This is a genomic window from Gulosibacter hominis, assembly GCF_904842695.1.
Taxonomy (GTDB): domain Bacteria; phylum Actinomycetota; class Actinomycetes; order Actinomycetales; family Microbacteriaceae; genus Gulosibacter; species Gulosibacter hominis.
Map to the genome: position 1 here is coordinate 116,658 of NZ_CAJGWQ010000006.1, position 17,602 is coordinate 134,259.

Annotated in this window: 14 protein-coding genes and 1 tRNA gene; 11 read left to right on the plus strand and 4 right to left on the minus strand. The window is 63.3% G+C overall.

The features are described from left to right. Positions 1 to 21 precede the first annotated feature (21 nt). From metG to JMV54_RS05885, 7 genes are all read left to right on the plus strand, one after another. Positions 22 to 1,575, plus strand: coding sequence for a methionine--tRNA ligase (gene metG / locus JMV54_RS05855; protein WP_201517987.1), 1,554 nt, complete (start codon positions 22 to 24; stop codon positions 1,573 to 1,575). Between the two features lie 2 nt (positions 1,576 to 1,577). Continuing rightward, positions 1,578 to 2,525: a TatD family hydrolase gene (locus JMV54_RS05860; protein WP_201517988.1), complete on the plus strand. Its 948-nt coding sequence runs from the start codon at positions 1,578 to 1,580 to the stop codon at positions 2,523 to 2,525. Next, a complete protein-coding gene (gene rsmA, locus JMV54_RS05865) occupies positions 2,522 to 3,424 on the plus strand; it encodes a 16S rRNA (adenine(1518)-N(6)/adenine(1519)-N(6))-dimethyltransferase RsmA (protein WP_201517989.1) in 903 nt (300 codons plus the stop codon). The genes JMV54_RS05860 and rsmA overlap by 4 nt, the downstream gene beginning before the upstream one ends. A 42-nt stretch (positions 3,425 to 3,466) precedes the next feature. Beyond that, positions 3,467 to 4,384 (plus strand): 4-(cytidine 5'-diphospho)-2-C-methyl-D-erythritol kinase, encoded by a 918-nt coding sequence (locus JMV54_RS05870; protein ID WP_201517990.1) that lies wholly within the window; start codon positions 3,467 to 3,469, stop codon positions 4,382 to 4,384. Between the two features lie 109 nt (positions 4,385 to 4,493). Beyond that, a complete protein-coding gene (locus JMV54_RS05875) occupies positions 4,494 to 6,383 on the plus strand; it encodes a GTPase (protein ID WP_201517991.1) in 1,890 nt (629 codons plus the stop codon). A 70-nt stretch (positions 6,384 to 6,453) separates the two neighbouring features. Further along, positions 6,454 to 8,550 (plus strand): Hsp70 family protein, encoded by a 2,097-nt coding sequence (locus JMV54_RS05880; RefSeq protein ID WP_201517992.1) that lies wholly within the window; start codon positions 6,454 to 6,456, stop codon positions 8,548 to 8,550. Continuing rightward, positions 8,547 to 9,995 (plus strand): dynamin family protein, encoded by a 1,449-nt coding sequence (locus JMV54_RS05885; RefSeq protein WP_201517993.1) that lies wholly within the window; start codon positions 8,547 to 8,549, stop codon positions 9,993 to 9,995. The genes JMV54_RS05880 and JMV54_RS05885 overlap by 4 nt, the downstream gene beginning before the upstream one ends. Positions 9,996 to 10,049: 54 nt before the next feature. Here the strand turns inward: JMV54_RS05885 and JMV54_RS05890 are convergent, their stop codons facing one another. Both JMV54_RS05890 and JMV54_RS05895 read right to left on the minus strand, forming a co-directional pair. Then, entirely contained in the window at positions 10,050 to 10,589 is a 540-nt protein-coding gene (locus JMV54_RS05890; RefSeq protein WP_201517994.1) for a hypothetical protein, read from the minus strand. Positions 10,590 to 10,732: 143 nt separating this feature from the next. After that, positions 10,733 to 11,488, minus strand: coding sequence for a hypothetical protein (locus tag JMV54_RS05895; protein ID WP_201517995.1), 756 nt, complete (start codon positions 11,486 to 11,488; stop codon positions 10,733 to 10,735). A 291-nt stretch (positions 11,489 to 11,779) separates the two neighbouring features. On the opposite strand from JMV54_RS05895, the gene JMV54_RS05900 reads away from it, so the two are divergent. After that, complete coding sequence (locus JMV54_RS05900) at positions 11,780 to 12,334, plus strand: RNA polymerase sigma factor (RefSeq protein WP_201517996.1); 555 nt, start codon at positions 11,780 to 11,782, stop codon at positions 12,332 to 12,334. Between the two features lie 6 nt (positions 12,335 to 12,340). Here the strand turns inward: JMV54_RS05900 and JMV54_RS05905 are convergent, their stop codons facing one another. Continuing rightward, positions 12,341 to 14,122, minus strand: coding sequence for an ABC-F family ATP-binding cassette domain-containing protein (locus tag JMV54_RS05905; RefSeq protein WP_201517997.1), 1,782 nt, complete (start codon positions 14,120 to 14,122; stop codon positions 12,341 to 12,343). A 64-nt stretch (positions 14,123 to 14,186) separates the two neighbouring features. After that, on the minus strand, positions 14,187 to 14,699 hold the full coding sequence (locus tag JMV54_RS05910; RefSeq protein WP_201517998.1) for a MarR family winged helix-turn-helix transcriptional regulator: 513 nt from the start codon (positions 14,697 to 14,699) through the stop codon (positions 14,187 to 14,189). Between the two features lie 72 nt (positions 14,700 to 14,771). On the opposite strand from JMV54_RS05910, the gene JMV54_RS05915 reads away from it, so the two are divergent. The 3 genes from JMV54_RS05915 (at position 14,772) to JMV54_RS05925 (ending at position 17,392) form a co-directional block, all read left to right on the plus strand. After that, positions 14,772 to 14,843: transfer RNA gene (locus tag JMV54_RS05915), tRNA-Gln, on the plus strand. Between the two features lie 55 nt (positions 14,844 to 14,898). Beyond that, the gene (glmU, locus tag JMV54_RS05920; RefSeq protein ID WP_201517999.1) at positions 14,899 to 16,335 is read left to right on the plus strand and encodes a bifunctional UDP-N-acetylglucosamine diphosphorylase/glucosamine-1-phosphate N-acetyltransferase GlmU; all 1,437 of its coding nucleotides are present in this window, start codon (positions 14,899 to 14,901) and stop codon (positions 16,333 to 16,335) included. A gap of 88 nt (positions 16,336 to 16,423) precedes the next feature. Beyond that, the gene (locus tag JMV54_RS05925; RefSeq protein ID WP_201518004.1) at positions 16,424 to 17,392 is read left to right on the plus strand and encodes a ribose-phosphate diphosphokinase; all 969 of its coding nucleotides are present in this window, start codon (positions 16,424 to 16,426) and stop codon (positions 17,390 to 17,392) included. The last annotated feature ends 210 nt before the right edge of the window (positions 17,393 to 17,602 follow it).

The following is a 17,602-nucleotide window of genomic DNA, read 5'->3' on the forward strand; positions in this document are numbered from 1 at the left end:
CAACCCAGTAGACTAGCCAGCATGTCTTCTGGCGCATCTTTCTACGTCACCACCCCGATCTTCTACGTCAACGACGTTCCCCACATTGGTCACGCCTATGCCGAAGTGGCGGCGGACGTGTTGGCTCGCTGGCACCGGCAGCGCGGTGATGACACGTTCTTCCTCACTGGCACCGACGAACACGGGCAGAAGATTTTGCGGTCGGCGGCCGCCAACGGAGTTTCACCGAAGGAGTGGACCGATAAGCTCGTCGAAGATGCCTGGAAGCCGCTGCTACAGACACTCAACCTGTCGAATGACGACTTCATCCGCACCACCGAAGAACGTCACGAAGTTCGCGTGCGCCGATTTCTACAAGACCTCTACGACGCCGGACACATCTACGAAGACGAGTTCGAGGCGCTGTACTGCGTGGGCTGTGAAGAATTCAAACCCGAAGCCGAAATCATCGACGGCACCGACGCCTACGAGGGGCAAAAAGTTTGTGCCATCCACTCGAAGCCGCTCGAGTTGTTGAGTGAACGCAACTACTTTTTCCGGCTCGCAAATTTCCAGCAGCAGCTGCTCGACTACTACGAGGCAAACCCCGACTTCATCCAGCCCCAGGCCGCCCGCAACGAGGTCATCAGTTTTGTGCGCTCGGGATTGCACGACCTGTCGATCTCGCGCACCAGCTTCGACTGGGGCATCAAAGTGCCGTGGGACGAATCACACGTCGTCTACGTGTGGGTTGACGCGCTGCTCAACTATGTTTCGGCACTCAACTACGGCGACGAGGGCGAAACCAAATTCGACCGCTACTGGCCCGCCAACCACGTTGTCGGTAAAGACATCCTCCGCTTCCACGCGGTGATCTGGCCGGCGATGCTGATGGCCGCCGGAATCGAGCCGCCGCAGCGGGTGTTCGCAACCGGTTGGCTGCTGGTCGGCGGTGAAAAAATGTCGAAGTCGAAGCTCACCGGTATCGCACCCAGCGAAATCACCGATGTGTTTGGTTCGGATGCGTTCCGCTACTACTTCATGCGCGCCATCCACCTCGGGCAGGACGGTTCGTTCTCGTGGGAAGACCTCAACGCTCGCTACCACGCCGAACTCGCCAATGGTTTCGGTAACCTCGCCTCGCGAGTGCTCGCCATGGTGCGCAAATACTTTGCCGGCACCCTGCCAACCGGTATCGCAGCCGACCCTGAAATTCAGCAGCTCGCCGAGCGCAGCATCCGCGAGGCCGAAGCCGCAATCGACCGGTTCGCGGTCGACCAGGCCATCGCCGAGGTGTGGCAGCTCGTGGATGCGCTCAACGGTTACATCACCGAACAGCAGCCGTGGATCCTCGCCAAGGATGATGCCCAGCGCGACCGTCTCGCCCAGGTGCTCGCCACCGCTGTGTGGGGCCTCGGAGTGCTGGCCGTGCTGCTGCATCCGGTGATCCCGGTCGCCGCCGAAAAACTCTGGACGGCACTGCATGCAGAAGGCAACCTCAGCGACCAGCGCGTCGCCGATGCTCTCAACTGGAAATCGGACGGCACCGTTGGTGAGCTGCCGGCACTGTTCCCCCGCGTCGAACAGGACGCCTAGTTTTGGCAACGCCCACTCGTCGCAGCAGCATCGCAGAGACCGGACACCACCGCGAGCTCAAATATCCCGAGGTGCCCGAGCCGCTCGGCACACCCTGCTATGACAATCACACGCACCTGCAAATTGAAGATGGCGAGGTGGGCCTCAGCGTCGCCGAGCATATGGATCTCGCTGCCGAAGCCAATATTCTCGGGGCGATCACTGTTGCTGGCGATGTTCCATCCAGCCGCTGGCAGGTGGCGGCCGCGCAAGCCGAGCCTCGGCTGCTGGCAGCGGTAGCCATTCATCCCAATGAAGCACCCGGCTATGCCGCCGGCACCATGCCCGACGGATACAACCTTGATGAGGCGCTCACACAGATCGATGCGCTCGCTGCCGACGAGCGCGTGGCTGCCATCGGGGAGACCGGGCTGGATTTTTTTCGCACCACCGATGCCGATGGCATTGCCGCCCAGTACGAATCATTCGCGGCACATATTGAGCTCGCCAAGCGGCACCGCCTGCCGATGCAAATCCACGATCGCGACGCGCACGACGAGGTGGTCGCCACCCTCAAAACCGAGGGGGCGCCGGCTGGCACCGTGTTTCACTGTTTTTCGGGCGATGCCGAGCTCGCAAAACTTGCCGCCGATGAGGGCTGGTATCTGTCGTTTGCCGGAACGGTGACGTTCAAAAATGCTCCGCAATTGCGCGAGGCCCTCGAGGTGACGCCGCTGGAACGCATCCTGGTTGAAACCGATGCGCCATTTCTCACCCCGATGCCGTTCCGTGGACGCCCCAACGCGCCCTATCTCATCCCCATCACGCTGCGGTTCATGGCTGCGCATCTGGGAATGGATGCCGATGAACTGGCCGCTCAGGTCGCAAAAAACACGCTCGATCTGTATGGCCCCTTCGATCCCGAGGCTCGCAAACAGTGGCTGGCCGCATCCGCACGAGGCAACCGATGAACGACCGCACCGAGTTTGCTGACGATGTGCAACTGCTGGGGCCCGCCGAAGTGCGCGAGCTCGCAGCTGCGCTCGACGTGCATCCCACCAAAAAACTCGGCCAAAATTTTGTGCACGACCACGGCACGGTGCGCCGCATCGTGGGCCTCGCGCAGATTGCGCAGGGCGAGCACGTGCTCGAAATCGGGCCCGGCCTCGGTTCGCTGACACTGGCGCTACTGGCTGCGGGCGCCGAAGTCACCGCGATCGAAATCGATCCGCGCCTGGCGCAGCGGCTGCCCGAAACGGCCGCCGTAATGGCACCGAATGCCGCATCAAAGCTGCACGTCATGGAACAGGATGCGCTCAAAGTCACCGAGGTCGCGGGCGACCCGGTGGCGCTGGTGGCAAACCTGCCGTATAACGTCTCGGTGCCGGTGCTGCTGCACCTGCTGCCGCTGCTGCCCTCGCTGCGCCGGGGCGTCGTGATGGTGCAGCGCGAAGTGGGGGAGCGCATCGCCGCCGACCCCGGATCGCGGGTGTACGGTGCGCCGAGCGTAAAAGCCGCCTGGTTTGGCAGTTGGCAGACGCGAGGGCTCGTTGGCCGCAAGGTGTTCTGGCCGGTGCCGAACGTCGGCTCGGTGCTCGTGTCGTTTGCGGCCGGGGATGTGCGCGGTGACGAGCAGCTCCGCGAACGCACTTTCAAGCTGGTCGATGCGGCTTTTGCGCAGCGGCGCAAGATGCTGCGGCAGGCACTCGCACAAAGCTTCGGCTCGGCCGCTGCCGCGAGCCAGGCGCTGGTGGCCGCGGGTATCGATCCGACCGCTCGCGGTGAAGCGCTCACGATTGACGACTATGTGGCGCTGGCGCGTGTTGATGTCGATACACTGCCCGGTGATAGCGAACCGGTGTCTGAATAGGGCAGCACCATTCACTCAGCGCCGCCCACCTAGGGTGGAAATATGAGTGCAGTTATCGTCCGTGCCCCCGGGAAGATCAATCTTGCGCTCTCGGTGGGCCCGCTCGCAGACGACGGCTACCATCCGCTTGCGACAGTGTTTTTGGCGGTTGGGCTGTACGAGTATGTCGCCGCCGAACCGGCAGACACCCTGCAGCTCGAATTTGATCCCGCCTCAGCGATCCCGGTCGCCGATCTGGCAACCGACGACTCGAACCTGGTGATCCGGGCCGCAAGGCTGCTCGCCGAAGCAACCGGATGCACGGCCGGCGCCCGGCTGCGCGTCAAAAAAAATGTTCCGATCGCCGGCGGTATGGGCGGCGGCTCGGCGGATGCTGCGGCCACCCTGGTTGCCTGCAATGAGCTGTGGGGGACGAACCTCACCCGCACCGACCTCGAATCGCTCGCGGCACAGCTGGGCAGTGACGTGCCCTTCGCGGTGAGTGGCGGCGCCGCGATTGGCACCGGCCGGGGTGAACAACTCGCGCGCACCCTGGTTGGTGGCGAATTGCACTGGGTGCTGCGCTTTAATGACCGCGGTATTTCAACCCCGGCCGCCTATCGGGCGCTTGATGAGCATCGCGCCCAGTTTGCCGAGCATCTCGGCCCAGCACCGATCCCCGAAGTCGATCCGGCCCTCCTGCAGGCGCTGCGCGCGGGCGATGTGGGTGCGCTGGCGCCGCAGCTGGTCAATGATTTGCAGGCGCCGGCGCTGCGGATGCGACCAGAGCTTGTGGCAGCGCTGGCCGCCGGCGAGCGTGCCGGAGCACTAACCGGGATTGTTTCGGGGTCTGGGCCGACACTGGCGTTCCTCGCCCGCGACGCCCAGGACGCGGCCGCGATCGCCGAACGATTACGCGGTGACGGACACCGCGTGGCGCAGGTGTCGAGCCCCGCCGAAGGGGCAACCAGATGCTGTTAATTGGTGACCCGCAAAACAACTGACCCGGCAAAATCATCGTTGCGGCCGATAGCGGTTACATCATCCGTTCAGTAGCGGCCGCAACCGAAAACCAAGTAGCGTGATCGATATGAATTCCAGTGCCGACGCTGCAAAACCCGGTTCGTCGGCCGCAAACCACACTGGTCAACCCGCGCGCAAACCGAACCCCGCCACCGTTGCCTTTCGGAAACTTGGCGAGGCTGCCAAACAGCAGGGGCTCCAGGATGAGTTCGCGGGCATCGTACAAATGATCCGCGACTCGCGCGGCCGGCCACCGAGCATTGTCGTGGTGGGCGAGGTGAACCGCGGTAAATCAACGCTGGTGAACTCGCTGCTGGCGACGGCGAATCTGGCACCCACCGGGCCGAGCGCGGTGACCGCCCTGGCGGTGAACTACGAGGTGGCGAGCGATGATTTTCCGCTCGGAGAAGCCGAACTCGAGTTCCCGCAGCCGCCGAACCGCCGACGCATCCCCGCTGCCGAACTACCGGCGTGGATCCGGCTTGATTCGCCGGTGCTGATGAACGCCGATCCGGCCCCACTGCAGGCATCGCAGGCAATTCGCCCCGGTTTTTTGCAGGGATGCACGATCGTCGACACCCCCGGTTCGGGAGGCCTGAGCGAAGCCTACGCACTGCGCGCGCTGGCGCGCGCACGTGACGCGAGCGTGCTGCTGCTGGTAACCGATGCGGCCGGGCGCATCACCGAGCCGGCACTCGATTTTTTGATGAACTGTGCCGAGCATGTCGAATCGGTGGTTGTGGCGGTCACCAAACTCGACCTGTATCGCAATAGTTCGGCCCAGATTCTTGAAGAAAACCGGCAGATTCTCGCGGCCCGGTCACCGCGCCTGGCGAATATCCCCATGGTCGCAGTGTCGGGGGCGTGGGGTGAACGCGCCGCTGCCGAAGCCGACCCCGAACGGCGCCGGCGCCTATTTGAGGCCAGCCGGGTTCCCGAACTCGCCGATGCACTGCGGGCACCGCTCATGCGCGCAAACCAGCTCCCCACACTGAACGCGCTGCGGCAGGGGGCGGCGCTGCTCGAACAGCCACTTGTCGCGCTGCAGGCCGAACGCGAGGCGCTGGGCGGTGCGATCGAGGCGCCCGAGGATGCCGTACGCATTAAGGAGCACCGCGAAAACCTGCTGCGCACATTTGAAGATGCGCGCTACGACTGGGGCGCGCAGGTCGACCGCGTGCGGGTTGAACTCACGTCGGCAAATTCCCGACTCACCCGTGAATTTGCCGCGCACTGGCGTGAGCGGGTGCAGTCGAAAGGTTCGGGAATTAGCGACCAGCAGGCCCTGGTGCTGCGCAACGAACTCGCCGCCGACCTCGAAGTGAACGTCCGTCGGGCCCTCGCCGGTATTGCACAGCGCGCCGGTGCGCTGCTTGCTGAACTCTACGCCGATGCCGGTATGGACCCCCATCGTGCGCTTTTCGGTGAGCTCAATCGCCGCATCACCGAGGTGGGTGATCAGCCCCGTGCCCCGATTGAGCACAATGCCGCATCCCTTGACCCGCGCACACTGTTTTCGGGTGCCCTGATGGGGTCGGGTATCGGATCGCTGACGCTCGGCGCGCTACTCGGACCGGTCGGGGCGGCGCTGGTGGGCATGTCGATTATGGGCAGCCTCGGTGCGTTATTGGCGCGGCGGCAGGCAAAACGGCAGTCGTTTTTGCAGACCGTTAACGACGCCACGGTTGAGTTGCGTGAGGTGCTCGATCGGGCGGTGCGCGGGGTGCTGCAGGTGGTGCAAACGGATGCAAAAAAAATTTTTGATCGCGACCTGAAAGCATCCGCCGACGCCGCGAAAGCCGAGCTTGACCGCATCGAATCGGCGCGGCGAGCGAGTGAATCTGAACGGAAACAGCGGCTTGGCCGGCTCAACCCGCAGATCGAACAGATTCAGGATGCGATGCGTACGGCAGCTGCGGAAGTCGAACGACTAACGCAGTCAAAGACCGAACCGTAATCCAAACCTCGTATGCTCATTCAACGTGACCCAACCACTTCCATAACAACGACGAGAGGAGCGTCGGCCGATGACCTGGCGACTCGCCATCGACTTTGGTACTTCGAACACCGCCGCCGCTATTGACGCGAACGGTGTGGTTCGGCCGGTGAGCCTGTCTGATGGTGGCATCACCATGCCCTCGGCCGTAGTGCTGACGCCCTCGGGTTTTCGTGTTGGTGACGAGGCGCTCAACGCGCAGCTGCGACACCCCGACGGCTTTGAGCGCACTCCCAAAGCACTGATTGGTCGTGGCGATGTGGTGCTCGGCGGCAAAATTGTCAGCCCCGAAGATCTGATCACCGAGGTGTATTCGAGCGTGCGCGAAACCGCGCTGCGTCGACAAAACAATGAACCGCCACGGGAAGTGTGGCTGACGCATCCGGTCGCCTGGGCGCCCTCGCAGATCGAGTCGCTGCGCAAGGGCGCCATCGCGGCCGGTTTCAGGCCCGACACGATTCGCACCGTTTCTGAACCGATCGCCGCGGCCGCCCACTACGCCCGTAATCAGCAGGCGGCACCGGGATCGCGGGTGGCGGTATTCGATTTCGGTGGCGGCACGCTCGACCTCGCGGTGCTCGAACGCGCACCACAATCACCGGTCGGCTACCGGGTGTTGGCCTATGGTGGCGACCCGGTGCTCGGCGGCCGCACCTTTGATGCTCGCCTGCTCGACTGGACACTCGACACACTGCGCTCGCGCGGGCACCAGGAGCTCGCCGATCGCCTGCACCAGCCGCGCACTATGGCCGAGCTGCGCGCCCAATCAGCGCTCGGCAGCGCGGTAACCGCCGCAAAAACCGAACTCTCCACCCGTCCCGACGCCGATATTTCGGTGAGCCTGGGTGAAGAGGATGCGGTGGTGACGATCACCCGTGGCGAATATGAGCGGCTGATTGCCGGCGATATTGAACGTGCCGCAAAGTTGCTTCAGGATGTGTTCGATCGCGTCTCGGGTGAACGCCCGGCACTCGTCTACCTCACCGGTGGCTCGTCACGCACCCCGGCGATTAGCCGCATGATTCGTGAGCGCACGAATTTGCAGATCGCCACGCTCGACGACCCCAAACTGGTGACTGCCGAGGGCGCGCTCTACGTGAACGCGGCCGGCGCCGGCCGCCGCGGACGACCACCGCAGGCTCCGGGCCGGCAACAGCCGCGACGGGGTGCTCCGAGCCCGAACGGTCCACGGCCTGGCGCGCAGCGTCCCGGTGGACAGCCTCCAGCCCGGCAGCATTCCGGCGGCGCTCGACCGAATGGGCCACACACCCGACCGAACCCGGCAGGCGGCGGCGCTCCCGCACAAACCGGCCCGATGCGCCAGCCCGGCCAGCGGCCAACGCTAGCTCCAGGAGCCCGACAGCCTGGACCGAACCCCGGCTCACCGAACGGGCAGCGTCCGAACGGCCCCGCACCGCGGCCAAACGCGCCGCGCCCGGCTTCGCGTCCTGGCGGTGGTGCGCCACGCCCCGCCGATCGGCGACCGGCACCGCAGCCCGCAAAGCCTGCCACCAAAAAACGTAATGTGCCGCTCATAATCGGACTCGTGATTCTCGCGCTCGCGGTAGTCGTCGGGCTGATCTGGGGTGGTGTGGCCTTGTTCGGCGGCGGTTCAAAACCGAGCGCCGGGTCGGCCCCGAGCGGCAAAGTCACCTGCTGGGACGACTCCACCGCTGAAGCCGGTAAAAACTGTCCAGCCCTCACCGGGGAAACAGCCCTCAAATGGATCGTGCCGGTCGACGACGCGTCATGCCGTTCATCGAACTTCGAGGCAAAAACAGCGCTCGAGTGCACCTGGTATGACGAGCCGTACGCATCAATGCACCTGCTCGAGTTCGACAGCGCCGACACCGCGATTGCCTACGGCGAAAACAGCTACGGCGGTTCGGGGAGTGAATGGACTCTCGACGGTAAAGCGAGCGGCACCACCTGGGAGGGCGACTTCGATCAGGGCAGTGGGGGCTACTCGTACTACTACGTGTATCAAGACCTGCCCTACGGGATTTTTGTGCGCTTCGACAACGACTCCTCCGGTAATCACGGAAAAATCGAAGACCTGAAGCGCCACTTCGATCCCAAAACCTACCGGAAGGTTTCAACCGCGGTGGCGGTTGCGGATCGCGCATGAGTGCCATCAGCGCCAGTGAGGGGATGCGTCGGGCAGTTAATGAACTGTGCGACGCATTTGATCGGGTTGATCGCCCCGGCACCGGGCAGCTCACCGACGCGGTGCGGCGCTCGCTGAACGACACCATTCGACTGGCAGTGGTTGGCCGCGTCAAAGCCGGTAAATCGACACTGGTAAATGCGCTCGTCGGTCGGGTTGTGGCACCGACCAGCGCCGTGGAATGCACCAAAGTAACCACCCACTACACCTTTGGTGGTCCCGAACGCGGCGAGGTCGTGCTGCGCAACGGTCAGCGGCTACCTTTTGACCTCATAAACGGCTGCCTGCCTGACACGCTGCCGGCACCCATCGAACATATTGCCCACGCCATCGTCTATTTGCAGTCGGAAGTGCTGCGCGATATGACGCTCATCGACACCCCGGGGCTTGCCACAACCACCACCGAACACGCCGAAGCCACCCGCCGCGAAATCCTCGGCCATGAGGGTGCTCAGGCCGCCGACGCGCTGGTCTACGTGTTTCGGGATATGCCGCTGCGCGACGATCTCGAATTTCTCCGCGAGTGGGGGAGCATCACCAACACGGCAGGTGAGGACGCCGCGCGCGCCATCGGTGTGCTCAGCCACGCCGACACCTTCGGCGGCACCCCCTGGGGGAGCGCCGACCCCATCGAGCTGGCGCGTCAACGCGCCGAAACATTTGCCTCGCAGCACGGCGCCAACCTCGGCACGGTGGTGGCGATTGCCGGCAATATGGCGCAGGCGGCACGCACCGGGCTGGTACGCGAAGACGACGCCACCTCGCTGGCGCAGCTGGCCGCTGCGGATGACCTCGACCTCGAATTGCGCGGAGGCGAACCGGATGCGGCCATCGCCCCGGGCATTTATAACCGCGAAGTGCAGCGCCTGGTCGAATTGATCGGCGAATACGGGCTGCGCCACGGACGCGCCCCGGCCCAGCAGGGGGCGCGCGCACTGAGCGATTGGCTCGTGCAGGCCTCGGGAATTGAGCAGCTGCGCCGGGCGCTCGCGGTGCGCTATGTGGGGCGCTACTCGTATGTAAAAACCCGTCGCGCACTCGAACAACTCGAACGGCTGGCCTGGTCGAACGGGGCTCCGCCGCCGCTGCGCAACCTGGTGGCCGAGGCCCGGCTGCGTCCCGAATTGCATCCGCTCAATGAATTGGATGCGCTGGAACGACTGGCTGCGGTCGAACCTGACCACCCGCTGGTTGGGATGCTCGACCGCCAGCTCGCCGGGCGCAACGATGCCGAAAAACTCGCGATGCCGCCATCATCAACGGCACTGCAATTGCGTGACCGGGCACTGAAATGGTCGGTGGAAGCTCGCCGCGCGGCTGTGGTCGAGCCATACCCCGAGCGGCAGAACGCCTACCAGGTGCTCGACCGCTCATTCACCAACCTGGCGCTGCGCCTCAACGGGTAATCAGCAGCTAGACGTCAGTAGCTAACCGTCAGAAGTTGAACGTCGCCGCGGCGGCTAGACGAGGAAGGCATCCGAGTCGTCGCCGGGGGTGTCGAAATCGTTGTCGGTGTCGTGCGATTCGCCAAGGTCGGCGCTGTCGTAATTGGGCTGGTCGATGTCGAGTGCCTGGTCGCCGCCGAATTCGCCGGTGTCGATACCGGCTGCGTCGTCGCTGAATTCGGCAGTGCCGAAGACGCTGTCAAGCAGCGAGCCGTTACCTGCCGAGTCTTCGGTCGACTCGGACGTGGGGGAGGGTTCGCCGTCGCTTGGCCGCTGGTCGGTGTCGACGGGGTCGGCATCGGTTGCCGTGCCCGCCTCAAGTCCGTGATCAAAAATCGCGTCGTTATCGATCACATCCGGATCGATCGCATCATCGGCGTAGTCGGCGGTGTCGTTTTCGGCGGGGTCATCAAAAAGGTCAACGAGGTGGTCGGCCATTCCCGGGGGTGCGATGAATGCGTCCTCAAGCATGCCGTCCCACTGCTCATCACTGAGCGAAGGCACCTCGCCGAGGAACGATTCCTCTGCCAGCTGGGGTGAATTGGGGTCCGACATGATGCTCCCTCTCTTACAGTGCGCGCCGGTGGTAAAAATCTGTGACTCTACTGAGTGTGATGCATCGGGCGCCGGGAAAGTTCCCGGCTCAGCAGAAATTCCGGCGCCCGATGCGGTTGTGAAAATTGCGGTTACGAGATTGTCTAGGCGAAATCCGACACTTCCGGACCATCAAAGTCTTCGAACTCGTTGATCTCGCCATTACCGTCGGCGTGGCCAACCGAGTCAAAAGTGCCGTCGCCGGTGGTGTCCATCCACACCTCGTCGGCAAGGCCGTCGCCGTCGTGGTCGATCAGCATCGTGTCGAGGTTGCCGTCGGTATCGCCGTCGACCAGGGCGCCATCGAGCTGGCCGTCACCGTCGGTGTCGAACTCGACCTGGCCCTCGAGGTACTCGGTCTCGCCCGTGTCGTTGATCGGCTCGCCCGAGTTGCCGCCGTCGGTTGAGTCGCCGGTGGGTTCCCCGGTGCCGGTGGGGTCAGCCGGGAGCGGCTGTTCGTTCGGCGGTGCGGGAAGGTTGTTGATGTCGTTCGCGTCGGTGACGCTGTCGGGCCCGTAGGGGTCGATGGCGTGTTCTTCGTCGGCATAGCCATCACCGTCAACGTCGACACGAGCCAGATCGAGCTTGCCGTCACCGTCGGTGTCGTAGGCGGTGGTGTCGATGATGCCGTCGCCATCGCTGTCAATGTCGGCGTAGTCGAAGGTGCCGTCACCGTCAGTATCGATAAATCGAGTGTCGATGTTTCCATCGCCGGTGGTGTCGGCGTAGACATTGTCAACGCTGCCGTCACCGTCAAAATCGAACGCCTTGGCGCTGGTGCCGTCGGGGTTCGTTGACTCTGCAACCGGCTCGTGTCCGTAGAAGGCCTCGTTCGGGTTGCCGCTGTCGGTGGTGCTCATCGTTGTTTGCTCCTTCGAATCAAAGTCGTAGTGGATGCTTTCGCTGATTCGTAGATTGGATGCGCATCCACACTCAAAAGTTCCCCGCATCCGAAAAATAATTCTGGCCGGTTTGCTGCCGCGCAGGCGCACCGGCCGGGAGGGGCAGCTGTGCGCCGCATCCGGCCGAGAAGCGACTGAGAGTCAATCTCTAGACGGATATTTACTCTGGAATCTTTCAACGTAACCCGCAACTATTAGTTTTTGTTCCAATTGTGTTGAGCTGCCGAGAGGCGAACGACAGGAGTGGCAATGGAGAGTGCTGCCAATGAAGCCCAACTGCTTGCCGAGGCGAAGCAGGGCAACCGGCGCGCTTTTTCACTCTTGCTGGAGCCCTACCGAAACCGACTCTGGGCCGTATGCCTGCGCACCTGCGGGCACCGAGCCGACGCCGAAGACGCCCTGCAAAACACGCTGATTGCGATCTGGCAAAACCTGCCGAAGTTTCGGGGCGAATCGTCAATTTCGACGTGGGCGTTCCGCATCGCACAGAACTCGGCATTGGCGATCATCCGCAAACGCCGAGAGGTGACCGTCGACGAAGACGCCGCCGAGTATGTGTTCGATCGCGCCGACGACACCGACCACGCCGAAACCAATGCGGTGCGTGATCGCGTGCAGCGCGCGCTCGAAACACTCAGTGAAGACTTCCGTGTGGCGCTGGTGCTGCGCGAATTTGCCGACTACACCTACGAGCAGATCGCCGACTACCAGCAGGTGCCGGTGCAGACCGTGCGCTCGCGACTCAACCGGGCACGTAAACAGCTCAAAGAAGCCCTGCTCGCGCAGGAACAAATTGAGCTCTGAGACAGCCTAGTTTTCGAGCCGTTCGGCAAGTTCGAGCCAGCGCAACTCGAGCTCGTCGATTTCATCCTGGACGGCGCTGCGCTCGTGACCGATCTCGGTGAGCCCCTCGTAATCCGACTGGTCATGTGCGGCCAGCCTCGCATCCACCGCGGTTAATTCTTCGGCGAGCTTCGTCAGGCGCCGCTGAATGGCCGCGGTCTCTTTTTCGAGGCTGCGCCGCTCGGCACCGCTGAGTCGGGATGAATCGGCCGCTGCCGGAGCAGCCTGGGTGGTCGCGGGTGCGGTGCCGTGCGCTGAAAGCCGCAAATATTCATCCACGCCACCGGGAAGATGCCGAAGCGTGCCACCAATCACCGCATACTGCTGGTCGGTGATGCGCTCGAGCAAATAGCGGTCGTGTGACACCACCAGCAGCGTGCCCGGCCAGGTGTCGAGCAAATCTTCCATCGCCGCGAGCATGTCGGTGTCGAGATCGTTCGTGGGCTCGTCGAGGATGAGCACATTCGGCTCGTCAAGCAAAATCAGCAGCAATTGCAGCCGGCGTTTTTGACCGCCCGATAGATCACGCACCGGGGTTTGCAATTGCGCGCTGGTAAACCCGAGCCGCTCGAGCAGCTGCGAGGGGGTCATCTCGTCGCCTGCCGCGGTGTAAGTGCGCTTGAGACGACCCACCACCTCAAACACGCGGTCGTCAGCAACCTCTTTGAGCTCGTCAAGCTGCTGCGACAGAGTGGCGATGCGCACGGTCTTACCGTGTTTGACCCGGCCCGAGGTGGGCGAGAGCTCGCCGGTAATCAGTCGCAGCAGCGTCGACTTTCCGGCGCCATTCACCCCCAGGATGCCGGTGCGCTCACCCGGAGCAATCCGCCAGGTAACGTCATGCAGCACCTGCCGGTCACCAAACGCAACGGCGGCGGTCTCAAGATCGACCACATCCTTGCCGAGTCGCGCAACCGCCATCCGCTGCAGCTCAATTGGGTTGCGCACCGGCGGCACATCGGCAATCAGCTGGTTGGCGGCTTCGATGCGAAACTTCGGTTTTGACGTGCGCGCCGGAGCGCCGCGGCGCAGCCAGGCGAGCTCTTTGCGCATCAGGTTTTGGCGTTTTTGCTCGGCGATTGCAGCTTGCCGGTCGCGCTCAACACGCTGCAGCACATAGGCGGCATAACCGCCCTCGAACTCTTCGACGATGCGGTCGTGCACCTCCCACATGCGGGTGCACACCTCGTCGAGAAACCAGCGGTCGTGGGTGACCACCACGAGCGCACCCTCGTTCGGTGGCCAGCGTTCGTTGAGATGCTTTGCCAGCCAGTGCACGCCCTCAATGTCGAGGTGGTTGGTGGGCTCGTCGAGCATCAAAATATCGCAATCATCGATGAGCACTCGTGCGAGCGCCACCCGGCGCTGCTGGCCACCCGAAAGGTCACCAATGCGGGCATCCCAATCGAGATCGCTGACCAGGCCGCCAATGATGTCGCGGATGCGTGCATCCCCGGCCCACTCAAATTCGTCACGGTCGCCAACGATGCTGTGCCCCACCGTGTCGTCCAGATCGAGGGCATCGCTCTGGTCGAGCATGGCGATGCGGGTGTCGCGACGCACGGTCACCTGGCCGGCATCGGATTGCATCCGCCCGGCCATGATTTTCATCAGCGTTGATTTACCGTCGCCGTTGCGGCCGACAATGCCGATGCGGTCGCCGGCAGCAATTCCCACGGTGACGTCGTCGAAGACGGCTTTGGTGGGAAATTCGAGCTGCAGATGTTCGGCGCCAAGTAGATGAACCATAGGCGTCTAGTTTGCCTGACAGCACGCGGCGGGGCTAACTGCCGCGCTGGAGGCACTGCTGGCGCTAGCTGTCGTTCGGTGCGATCCGCACTGCCAGTGTGCGCAGAGTGTCGGCAAAGACCTCGCGCTCGGCCGGCGATAGCGGCTCGAGCAGCGACTGCTCTGCCCGAAGCAGCTGCTTAATTGCTTCGTCAACGCGCGCGATGCCGTCGCCGGTCATGTGCACGAGCACGCTGCGGCCATCGGCGGGGTCATCGCTGCGGCGCACCAGGCCGCGCTGTTCGAGCCGGTCGATGCGGTTGGTCATGGTGCCCGAAGAAACCAGGTTGGTTTGCATCAGCTGCTTTGGGGTGAGTGCGTGCGGGTGACCGGCACGGCGCAGCGCCGAGAGCACATCAAACTCCCACAGTTCGAGCTGCGCCGCCGAAAAAGCGGTGCGGCGAACGGCATCGAGCTGGCGTGAGATGCGTTTGATTCGCGAAAACACCTCGAGTGGCGAAAAATCGAGGTCGCCACGCACGGTGGCCCACTCGGCTACGATCTGGTCGACCGCATCCCGACCGCTGAATTCAGACATGAGTTCTATTATTCCCGACGGTTTTTCGGCGCCGGCCGCGAAGACGTGGCAGACTATACGGGCACGACACATTCCTCCTTGGTGTAACGGCAGCACGACGGCCTTTGGAGCCGTGAGGTCCAGGTTCGAATCCTGGGGGAGGAGCTACACCTCAATGCCCGCGTACCGTCGCCAATGACACGATCTTGGGAGTAGCCACATGACCGATCAGAACTTGGCCGTGATCATCCTCGCTGCTGGTAAGGGCACCCGGATGAAGTCGAAAACGCCGAAGGTGCTGCACAAGCTCGGTGGGCTGCCAATGATCGGACACGTGCTGCACACGGCGGCAGAGCTCGGCGCCGCGCACACGGTTGCGGTGGTGCGCCACGATCGCGACCGGGTGGCCGAAGCCATCCTCGAATTTGCACCGAACACGATCATTGCAGATCAGGATGAAATTCCCGGCACCGGCCGTGCCCTAGAAACCGGTTTGGATGCGCTGCCCGCCGATTTTGACGGCGATGTGGTGGTGCTCTCGGGCGATGTGCCGCTACTCGACTCGGTGACGGTGGGGCGGCTGGTGGATGCACACCGCAGCCGGCGCGACGATCTCACCATGCTCAGCGCAATCTATGACGACCCGACCGGATTCGGCCGCGTGATACGCGATGACAGCGGCGAATTTGCCCAGATCGTTGAAGATCGCGACGCCACCGAGCAGCAGAAGCTTGTGCGTGAAATTAACGCCGGAGTGTATGCCTTTACCGCAGCCGCGGCTCGGGATGCGATGTCGCGCATCGGCACCGACAACGTGCAGGCTGAAAAATATCTCACGGATGCGGCCGCGCTGATCCGCGGCGACGGCGGCCGGATTGCTGCGGTGGCGGTCACCGACAACTGGCTCGTGCAGGGCATTAACGACCGCGCGCAGCTGGGTGCGACCGCGCGCGAATACAACCGTCGCGTACTCGAACACTGGATGCGTGAGGGTGTCACGATTGTCGACCCCGACACCACCATCATTGAGTGGGATGTGACCCTCGCTCCCGACGTGGAAATTCAGCCGGGTACGCAGCTGCGCGGGGCAACCACAGTGGCTGAGGGCGCGGTGATCGGCCCCGACACCACGCTGGTTGACTGCGAGGTTGGCGCTGGCGCCACGGTGAAACGTACTGACGCTACGCTCTCGGTGATCGGCGAGGGCGCGACTGTGGGGCCCTGGAGCTATCTGCGACCGAACTCGGTCGTGGGTGCCGGCGCCAAGGTGGGCACCTTCGTCGAGACCAAGAACAGTGCCATCGGTGCCGGCGCAAAAGTGCCGCACCTCTCGTATGTCGGCGACGCCGAAATTGGTGAGGGGTCGAACCTCGGCGCCGGCACGATCACCGCGAACTACGACGGCGTGGCAAAACAGCGCACCGTGGTTGGCAAACACGTCAAGATCGGTTCCGACAATGTGCTGGTGGCTCCGGTTGAGGTTGGCGACGGCGCATACTCGGGTGCCGGTACGACCATCCGCAAGGATGTGCCCGCCGGTGCGCTGGTGATCACCGCGGCCCCGCAGCGAAACATTCCCGGCTGGGTGGCAAAAAACCGGCCCGGTTCCGACTCTGCCAAGGCTGCCGAGGATGCATCCGGCACGTCGGGCGAATAAAGCGAGTAACCTGGTTTTATTAATCTTGCAGACGACAGCAAGCTGCAGTTGACGAGCGAAATAGGGGCGGTAATTCGTGTCTGGCATCATGCATCCCGGTGAAAAACGACTCGTACTGATCGCGGGGCGCACCCATCCCGAACTGGCCCAGCAAATTGCGCACGAGCTTGGAACTGAGCTGCTCGAAACCGAAACCCGCACCTTCGCCAACGGTGAGATTTACGCCCGCTACGGCGAGTCGGTGCGCGGTGCGGACGCATTTGTTATCCAGTCGCACGATGCCCCGATTAACGAGGCGATCATGGAGCAGCTGATCATGGTTGACGCGCTCAAACGCGCCTCGGCCAAGCGCATCACCGTGGTTGCTCCCTGCTATCCCTACGCTCGGCAAGACAAAAAGGGCCGCGGCCGCGAACCGATCTCGGCACGCCTGGTTGCCGATCTGTTCAAAACCGCCGGCGCCAACCGCATCATGTCGGTTGACCTGCACGCCTCGCAGATTCAGGGCTTTTTTGACGGGCCCGTCGACCACCTGTTCGCCATGCCGGTGCTGATGGAGTACTTCCGCAAAAAGCTCGGCAACGACCCGAACCTCACCATCGTTTCGCCCGATATGGGCCGCGTGCGCGTTGCTGACCGCTGGTCGGATGAGCTCGGCGCACCCCTCGCGATCATCCACAAGCGTCGCGACCCGAAGGTGGCCAACGAAGTGACCGTGCACGACATCGTCGGAAACGTCGAGGGCCGCACCTGTCTCATGGTCGACGACCTGATCGACACCGGCGGCACGATCCTCAAGGCCGCACAGGCCCTGCGCGACCACGGCGCCTCGAAGGTGGTCGTGGCCGCAACCCACGCCGTGTTCTCAGGCCCGGCTATCGAGCGGCTCTCAAACGAGTGCATCGACGAGGTGGTCGTCACCGACACGCTTCCCATCACCGCCGAAAAGCAGTTTGACTCGCTCACGGTGCTGCCGATTGCGCCGCTCATTGCGCGCGCGATTCACGAGGTGTTCGAGGACGGCTCGGTCACCAGCATGTTTGACGGGGCAGCGTAACAGAGCGGAGCTAATGCATGACATTCGCTTCCCAGGCCCTCGTTTTGGCGCCGCAGAATTCAAGCGCAGAGGTACCACCTAGCTGTTGTGGGCCATGACGTTGTGGCCACCGGAGTGTGGGTAGAAGGAACGGGCCTCTGACCGGCACGATGGGTGGTGTCGAAAACATCCGTCGTCCGAAAGGAGACCCGTTCCATGACCCACCGTAAC

What these genes read in the sequence shown, in the direction of transcription:
- metG (WP_201517987.1), top strand. Translation starts at nt 22, where the DNA reads ATGTCTTCTGGCGCATCTTTCTACGTCACCACCCCGATCTTCTACGTC.
- rsmA (WP_201517989.1), top strand. Translation starts at nt 2,522, where the DNA reads ATGAACGACCGCACCGAGTTTGCTGACGATGTGCAACTGCTGGGGCCC.
- JMV54_RS05870 (WP_201517990.1), top strand. Translation starts at nt 3,467, where the DNA reads ATGAGTGCAGTTATCGTCCGTGCCCCCGGGAAGATCAATCTTGCGCTC.
- JMV54_RS05875 (WP_201517991.1), top strand. Translation starts at nt 4,494, where the DNA reads ATGAATTCCAGTGCCGACGCTGCAAAACCCGGTTCGTCGGCCGCAAAC.
- JMV54_RS05880 (WP_201517992.1), top strand. Translation starts at nt 6,454, where the DNA reads ATGACCTGGCGACTCGCCATCGACTTTGGTACTTCGAACACCGCCGCC.
- JMV54_RS05885 (WP_201517993.1), top strand. Translation starts at nt 8,547, where the DNA reads ATGAGTGCCATCAGCGCCAGTGAGGGGATGCGTCGGGCAGTTAATGAA.
- JMV54_RS05890 (WP_201517994.1), bottom strand. Translation starts at nt 10,589, where the DNA reads ATGTCGGACCCCAATTCACCCCAGCTGGCAGAGGAATCGTTCCTCGGC.
- JMV54_RS05895 (WP_201517995.1), bottom strand. Translation starts at nt 11,488, where the DNA reads ATGAGCACCACCGACAGCGGCAACCCGAACGAGGCCTTCTACGGACAC.
- JMV54_RS05900 (WP_201517996.1), top strand. Translation starts at nt 11,780, where the DNA reads ATGGAGAGTGCTGCCAATGAAGCCCAACTGCTTGCCGAGGCGAAGCAG.
- JMV54_RS05905 (WP_201517997.1), bottom strand. Translation starts at nt 14,122, where the DNA reads ATGGTTCATCTACTTGGCGCCGAACATCTGCAGCTCGAATTTCCCACC.
- JMV54_RS05910 (WP_201517998.1), bottom strand. Translation starts at nt 14,699, where the DNA reads ATGTCTGAATTCAGCGGTCGGGATGCGGTCGACCAGATCGTAGCCGAG.
- glmU (WP_201517999.1), top strand. Translation starts at nt 14,899, where the DNA reads ATGACCGATCAGAACTTGGCCGTGATCATCCTCGCTGCTGGTAAGGGC.
- JMV54_RS05925 (WP_201518004.1), top strand. Translation starts at nt 16,424, where the DNA reads ATGCATCCCGGTGAAAAACGACTCGTACTGATCGCGGGGCGCACCCAT.